The 6,028-nt window shown below is 72.1% G+C and carries 5 protein-coding genes; 1 reads left to right on the top strand and 4 read right to left on the bottom strand.

The window, feature by feature from the left end:
- Together ACFUEL_RS33170 and ACFUEL_RS33165 are read right to left on the bottom strand one after the other, a co-directional pair.
- On the bottom strand, nt 1–1,067 hold a 1,067-nt coding region (locus ACFUEL_RS33170; protein WP_380240860.1), incomplete at its 3' end, for a DUF475 domain-containing protein.
- A gap of 57 nt (nt 1,068–1,124) precedes the next feature.
- Nucleotides 1,125–1,700 carry a TerD family protein gene (locus ACFUEL_RS33165; RefSeq protein ID WP_344555639.1) on the bottom strand — a complete coding sequence of 192 codons (576 nt, stop codon included), beginning with the start codon at nt 1,698–1,700 and terminating at the stop codon, nt 1,125–1,127.
- Between the two features lie 395 nt (nt 1,701–2,095).
- Between ACFUEL_RS33165 and ACFUEL_RS33160 the strand changes: the two genes are divergently transcribed.
- The gene (locus ACFUEL_RS33160) at nt 2,096–4,528 is read left to right on the top strand and encodes a PQQ-binding-like beta-propeller repeat protein (RefSeq protein WP_380240858.1); all 2,433 of its coding nucleotides are present in this window, start codon (nt 2,096–2,098) and stop codon (nt 4,526–4,528) included.
- Between the two features lie 56 nt (nt 4,529–4,584).
- Here ACFUEL_RS33160 and ACFUEL_RS33155 read toward each other — a convergent pair whose 3' ends face one another.
- Entirely contained in the window at nt 4,585–5,160 is a 576-nt protein-coding gene (locus ACFUEL_RS33155; protein ID WP_380240861.1) for a TerD family protein, read from the bottom strand.
- A 149-nt stretch (nt 5,161–5,309) separates the two neighbouring features.
- Nucleotides 5,310–5,768: a peroxiredoxin gene (locus ACFUEL_RS33150; RefSeq protein ID WP_380240856.1), complete on the bottom strand. Its 459-nt coding sequence runs from the start codon at nt 5,766–5,768 to the stop codon at nt 5,310–5,312.
- Nucleotides 5,769–6,028 lie beyond the last annotated feature (260 nt).

Genomic DNA, 6,028 nt, shown 5'->3' with positions numbered 1-6,028 from the left:
CCCTCCAGCGCCTGCTGGCGCTTGTTGCGGACCATCGAGGAGGCCAGCGCGGCGCCGATGAACGCGACGCCGATCAGGCCGGTGACGATCTCCGGGATGTGGTACTTGATCGAGGCGAGCAGGATCAGCGCCAGCGCGCCGATCGCGTAGTGCGCGCCGTGCTCCAGGTACACGTAGTCGTCCAGGGTGCCCTTGCGGACCAGGAAGACGGTCAGCGACCGGATGTACATGGCGCCGATGCCCAGGCCCAGGGTGATCTGGAAGATGTCCTGGGAGATGGCGAACGCGCCGACCACGCCGTCGAAGGAGAACGACGCGTCGAGGACCTCCAGGTAGATGAAGAGGAAGAACGCGGCCTTGCCGCCGACCTGGACGATCGACTTGCCGCTGCGCTCGGCCTCCTCCTCGGCCTCCTCCTGGGCCTCCAGGCCCGATTCGAAGACCTCGGAGAGGCCGTTGACCGCGAGGTAGGTGGCGAGGCCGCAGACGCCGGCCAGCAGCACCGTCTCGGCGCGGTCACCGGCGAAGAAGCGCGAGGACAGGGCGAGCACGATCAGCGCGACGACCGAGGAGAGCGCGTCCAGCTTGCCGATCTTCTCCAGCGGCTTCTCCAGCCAGCGCAGCCAGTTGAAGTCCTTCTCCTCGAAGATGAAGTCGAGGAAGATCATCAGCAGGAAGATGCCGCCGAAGGCCGCGATGGCCGGGTTGGCCATGTCCAGGTACTCGGCGTAGGTGTGGCCGTCGTGGGTCTTGCTGGAGTCGAGCGCCAGCGAGATCACGGTGCCGGGGTTGAGGTGCGCGGTCAGGCCGACGACCAGCAGCGGGAAGACCAGCCGCATGCCGAAGACCGCGATCAGCACGCCGACCGTGAGGAACAGCTTCTGCCAGAAGGCGTTCATCCGCTTCAGGACGGTGGCGTTGACGACGGCGTTGTCGAAGGAGAGGGAGATCTCGAGGATCGAGAGGATCAGGACGACGCCGAATCCTTCGGCCCCCCAGATCAGGCCGGCTGCGATCAGGCCGGCGATCGTGATGGCGAAGGACCATCCGAACGTACGGAGGAACACGGGGTCAGTTACCTTTCTGGCTGCCGGAATCGACCCGTTCCGGACTCTGGCTTGCTGTTACTGGACGTTGACGCCGAAGTCGAGCGCGATGCCGCGCAGGCCGGAGGCGTAGCCCTGGCCGACGGCCCGGAACTTCCACTCGCCCTGGTAGCGGTACAGCTCGCCGAAGATCATGGCGGTCTCGCTGGACGCGTCCTCGGAGAGGTCGTAGCGGGCGATCTCGCTGCCGTCCGCGAGGTTGACCACCCGGATGTAGGCGTTGGAGACCTGGCCGAAGCTCTGCAGGCGGGCGTCGGCGTCGTAGATGGAGACGGCGAACACGACCTTGTCGATCTGCACGGGCACCAGGTCGAGGTGCACCTGCACCACCTCGTCGTCGCCGTCGCCGTCGCCGGTGAGGTTGTCGCCCTGGTGCTCGACCGAGCCCTCGGGGCTGCGCAGGTTGTTGTAGAACACGAAGTACTCGTCGCCGGTGACCCGGCCGCCGGTGCACAGCAGCGCGCTGGCGTCCAGGTCGAAGGGCGCGCCGGTGGTCGACCGGGCGTCCCAGCCCAGGCCGATCTGGACCTGCGTCAGGTTCGGCGCGGCCTTGGTCAGCGAGACGTTCCCGCCCTTGGCGAGGGTGACGGACATCGGACTTCCTCCCAGCTCCCGTCTCCGGGGCTCCCGGGGGTGTGCTTCGGTGGACTGCCGCCGGCCACCCGGGAGGGCCGACGGGGCGCGCCCGGCGGACGCACCCCAAGAGATCTACGCCCCCGAGCGGCCGTGCAGTGCTGCACACCCGACTGAACTTCCTGAACTCCGCGTCCGGACCCGGCCGGTAACCCCGCCCGGCGGCCCGGGGCCGCCCCGCGCGCACCCGGCCGGTGTGCGGATCGTGGCCGAATCTATCAAGCGCCAGGCGCCCGACGGCCCCGCCGCGGACCGGCCGGAGACCTGCCGGAACCCGGCGGGTACGCTGCCGGGACCGCCGGACGAACCATCGCGCGGCACCACGTACACGGACGAACAGAGGGAGCACGGTAGCGATGCCGTTCGAGCCGCTCGACCGCACCGACCCCGAGTCGGTCGGCCCCTACCACCTGCTGGCCAGACTCGGCGTCGGCGGCATGGGCCGGGTGTACCTGGCCCGCTCCGCCGGCGGCCGCACCGTCGCGGTCAAGGTGGTCCGCGCCGACCTGGCCGGGGACGCCGACTTCCGCGAGCGCTTCCGCCGCGAGGTGTCCGCCGCGCAGTCCGTGGGCGGCACCTTCACCGCGCCGGTGGTGGACGCCGACCGGGACGGCGAGTCGCCCTGGCTGGCCACCGCGTACGTGCTCGGCCCGGCGCTGGACGACGCGGTGCGCGGCCACGGGCCGCTGCCGGTGGAGACCGTGCGCACCCTGGGCGTGGGCCTGGCCCAGGCGCTGGCCGCGATCCACGCGGCCGGGCTGGTGCACCGCGACCTCAAGCCGTCCAACGTGCTGCTGGCCGCCGACGGGCCGCGGGTGATCGACTTCGGCATCGCCCGCGCGCTGGACGGCGACCGGATGACCTCCACCGGCGTGGTGGTCGGCTCGCCCGGGTTCATGAGCCCCGAGCAGGCCGCCGGACGCCGCCTCGGCCCGGCGGGGGACGTGTTCTCGCTCGGCTCGGTGCTGGTCTTCGCCGCCACCGGCCACGGCCCGTTCGACCACGTCGAGGACGGCGGCGCCCCGTCCGCGGCCTCGCTGCTGTACCGGGTGGTGCACGACGAGCCCGACCTGTCCGGGCTGCCCGAGCAGTTGCGGCCCGCCGTCACCGCCTGCCTGGCCAAGGACCCGGGCGCCCGCCCGACGCCCGCCGAGCTCGGCGCGCTGCTGGGCGAGGCGGTCGCCCCGGCCCGCTCCGGCTGGCTGCCCGCCGCGCTGGCCTCGGACATCGCCACCCACGCCGCCGAGGTGATGGACCTGGAGGCCCCGGTCCGCCCCGTCGACCCGCGGCTGGCCGCCGCCCCGGCCGCCCCCGCCCCCGTCCCCACCCCCACCGAGGTCTCGCCCGCCGAGCCCGCCGACCGCGGCACCGTCCAACTGCGCACCGGCGGCACCCCGGCACCCGCCCACCCGGCACCCGCCCACCCGGCGACCGAGGCCGTGGCGGTGGCCGGGCACCCCACCGCGCCGATCGACGCCGCCCCGGCGGCCCCCGCGAGCCCCGGCCCGTCCCGCCGGGCCCTGCTGTTCGGCGGCGGCGCGGTGGTGCTGGCCGGTGCGGGCGGCCTGACCGCCTGGGCGCTGGGCGGCGGCACGAAGAAGGACCCGGCCCCGGCCCCGCCGACGACCGGCGGCCCGACCGGCAGCCCGACCGCCACCGCGTCGAGCGCCGCGCCCAGCCGCGCCCCGGGCATGCCGCCGGCCCCGCTGTGGACGTACCGGACCGCGGGGAACAACGCCGGCAGCCTCGGCATGGCCTTCTCCCCCGGGCTGCTGCACCTGGGCAGCGCCGACCTGGTCGCGGTGAACCTGGCCGACGGCAAGGAGAAGTGGATCACCAAGGACGCGATGGCCTACAACATGGCCTGCGCGGGCGGCACGATCAGCTACGGCACGGTCGCCGACCTGATCACGGTGGACGCCGCCACCGGCACCGTGCTGTGGAAGTACCAGGCCGAGCGCGGGAAGCCGAACGGCACCCAGATCGCCTCGGACATGGTGCTGAACGCCGACGACCGCGCCGTGTACGCGATGTGCTCGTACCTGCAGATGGACGACAAGGGCGTCCCCGACATGGGCGCCAAGACCGGCAAGGGCATCATGGCGCTGTCCCGCAAGGACGGCTCGATGCTGTGGAACCAGCACCGCCAGCAGACCGCCGACTACACGGTCAGCTCCGACCTGACCGCGGACGCCCTGCTCTACACCGACAGCAAGGAGAACCTGGTCGCCCGCTCGCTGGCCGACGGCAGCCAGACCTGGTTCGCCCCCACCAACTCGCGCTCGGAGTACCAGCCGGTGCTCCAGGACGGCCTGGTGTTCTGCTCGGTCGACCCGAACGGCATCCAGGGCGTGCGGGTCTCCGACGGCAAGCAGGTCTGGGCGAAGACCTCGGACCGCTCGACCCACATGTGGTACTCGCCGCCCGCGGCGGGCAACCACGTCGTGTACTCGGTCCTCGGCGGCATGACGCTGACCTACCAGGGCACCACCTACACCCCGGCCGCCCCGACCCGGGTGGTGGCCTTCAACGCCTCCGACGGCACCGAGCTGTGGCACCTGGAGCTGCCCGTCGAGGTGTCGATGGACACCAACCCGGTGCTGGTCGAGGACACCCTGTTCGTGCCCAGCCCCGAGCACGGCATCTACGCCGTCGACGTGGTGAACCACAAGGTCCGCTGGGTGTTCCAGACCAACGCCGGCGCCGAGCTGCCCTGGCACCTGGCCGGCGGCGAGAACCTGCTGATCGCCGTCCAGGGCAACCAGGTGATGGCGCTGCCGACCGTGTGAACGCCGCGGGGCGGCCCCGCCGACGGAGCCGCCCCGCGTCCTGGTCCGGCCGGACGTCAGACGTTGACGCCGAAGTCCTGGGCGATGCCGCGCAGGCCGGAGGCGTAGCCCTGGCCGATGGCGCGGAACTTCCACTCCTCGCCGTTGCGGTACAGCTCGCCGAAGACCATCGCGGTCTCGGTGGAGGCGTCCTCGGAGAGGTCGTAGCGGGCGATCTCGGCGCCGCCGGCCTGGTTCAGCACCCGGATGAACGCGTTGCGGACCTGGCCGAAGCTCTGCTGCCGGTTCTGCGCGTCGTAGATCGACACCGGGAAGACGATCTTGGCGACGTCGGCCGGGACGGCGGCCAGGTTGACCTTGATCTGCTCGTCGTCGCCCTCGCCCTCGCCGGTGAGGTTGTCGCCGGTGTGCTCGACCGAGCCGTCGGCGCTCTTCAGGTTGTTGAAGAAGATGAAGTCGGCGTCGGACCGGACCCGGCCCTGCTCGGTGCAGAGCAGCGCGCTGGCGTCCAGGTCGAAGTCCGTGCCGGTGGTGGTGCGCACGTCCCACCCGAGGCCGACGACCACGGCGGTCAGGCCAGGCGCCTCCTTGGTGAGCGAGACATTGCCGCCCTTGCTCAGGCTGACACCCACGTGGTCCTCCAAGAAGTCGGGTTCCCGATCCGTCAACGGCCCGATCGTAGTGCCGGGTTCCCGGTCGGCCGCCGCGACCCGGCCCGGCGGCCGGCGGAAGTTGCGCCGCACCGGGCCGCACCGGGCCGGGCGGGCCGCCGCCGGGGGCCTCAGAGCGCGCCGAGGGCGGCCAGGTACTCCTGGGTGTCACGGGCGTCCGGCAGGCCGTTGACGATGCTCCAGCGGACGGTGCCCTCCTTGTCGATGACGAAGGTGCCGCGCACCGCGCAGCCCTTCTCCTCGTTGAAGACGCCGTAGGCGCGGGAGACCTCGCCGTGCGGCCAGAAGTCCGACAGCAGCGGGTACTCCAGGCCCTGCTGGTCGCCGAAGACCCGCAGCGAGAACGGCGAGTCGTTGGAGACCGCGAGCACCTGCACCTCGTCGTTCTGCAGGCGCGGCAGCTCCTTCTGGATCTCGCAGACCTCGCCGGTGCAGACGCCGGTGAAGGCGAACGGGTAGAAGACCAGGACGACGTTCTTCTCGCCGCGGAAGTCGGACAGCTTCACCGACTCGCCGTGCTGGTTCTTCAGCTCGAAGTCCGGGGCCTGGGTGCCGATCTCGATGGTCATGGGGGGACCTTCCTGCCGATGCGATGGTGCGGTCGGGAAGATCCTCCCACCCGCCCGCCCCCGTTCGGCCGTCCGGGTGAGCCGGGCGGGCCGCCCGAACAGCCCGTTCGCCCTGGGTGAACAGCCCGGACGAACACCGGACCAACACCGGACGGGCGCCCGCCGAACACCGGACGGACGCCGGCCGAACACCGGACGGACGCCCGGACTGCCACCCGGACGGGCACCCCGGGAGCGCCGGAACGCCGACGGGCCCCGCC

The organism is Kitasatospora sp. NPDC057198, assembly GCF_042670125.1.
In the GTDB taxonomy this organism is placed as follows: domain Bacteria; phylum Actinomycetota; class Actinomycetes; order Streptomycetales; family Streptomycetaceae; genus Kitasatospora.
The sequence above is the reverse complement of the archived record's forward strand: the minus strand, read 5'-3'. Positions and strand labels throughout refer to the sequence as shown.

What these genes read in the sequence shown, in the direction of transcription:
- ACFUEL_RS33150 (WP_380240856.1), bottom strand. Translation starts at nt 5,768, where the DNA reads ATGACCATCGAGATCGGCACCCAGGCCCCGGACTTCGAGCTGAAGAAC.
- ACFUEL_RS33160 (WP_380240858.1), top strand. Translation starts at nt 2,096, where the DNA reads ATGCCGTTCGAGCCGCTCGACCGCACCGACCCCGAGTCGGTCGGCCCC.
- ACFUEL_RS33165 (WP_344555639.1), bottom strand. Translation starts at nt 1,700, where the DNA reads ATGTCCGTCACCCTCGCCAAGGGCGGGAACGTCTCGCTGACCAAGGCC.